The organism is Bifidobacterium sp. LH_730 (assembly GCF_056355835.1).
The window spans coordinates 1-606 of record NZ_JBKETB010000044.1 but is presented as its reverse complement, the minus strand read 5'-3'; the positions used below and the strand labels follow the sequence as shown (position 1 = coordinate 606).

At 72.3% G+C, this 606-nt stretch carries 1 pseudogene; it reads right to left on the bottom strand.

Annotated features, from left to right (window positions below):
• Positions 1-584 (bottom strand): annotated as a pseudogene (locus AC1AUD_RS13740) (glycoside hydrolase family 31 protein); the annotation flags it as partial.
• Positions 585-606: the final 22 nt, after the last annotated feature.

Here is a 606-nt window from a genome sequence, read left to right as displayed (position 1 = left end):
CGTTCCATGATCGCGGCGGGCGTGGCGCCCGCGGTCACCCAGTAGTCGAGCTGGCGGGTCGCGTCGGCCCGCCATTCGGTGCGGTTCTTTCCGAAGGTCACCCGTCCGATGGCCGGGTTGTTCCACAGGAAGCCGTAGCCCGCGGAGGAGACCACGAAGGGTACCGAGGCCTGCGAGTTGCGGTGCGCCAGCTCGAGCGTGCAGCCCTTGAGGTCCAGGATGTCCTGCTGGTACTCGCCCATGCCGTGCAGCCGCTCGTCCGCGGGCGTGGCGAAGGACGCGGTGACGGCCGTCTCGCCGCCGGTGATCGGGGTGAAGCGGCGGGCGTGCAGGTTGAGCGATCCTCCGCGCGCCGCCTCGCGGAACAGTTCGCGTCCGTCGGCGTCGTGGAAGGACAGCGCGCAGCGGGGCTCCTCGTAGCCCGACCCGGCGTACACGCCGCCGGTGGCGGTGGCCCGCACGACGATGCGCCCGTTGCGCACCTCGGCCGTGCCATGCTCCTCGTCGATGGTCACGCGGGCGTCGGGCGAGGGAGCGGGTGCCTCGGGGAGCAGCGCCCACTCGGGTTTCCCGGGCTCGTGCATGTGTGCCGATCGCACGCGCACG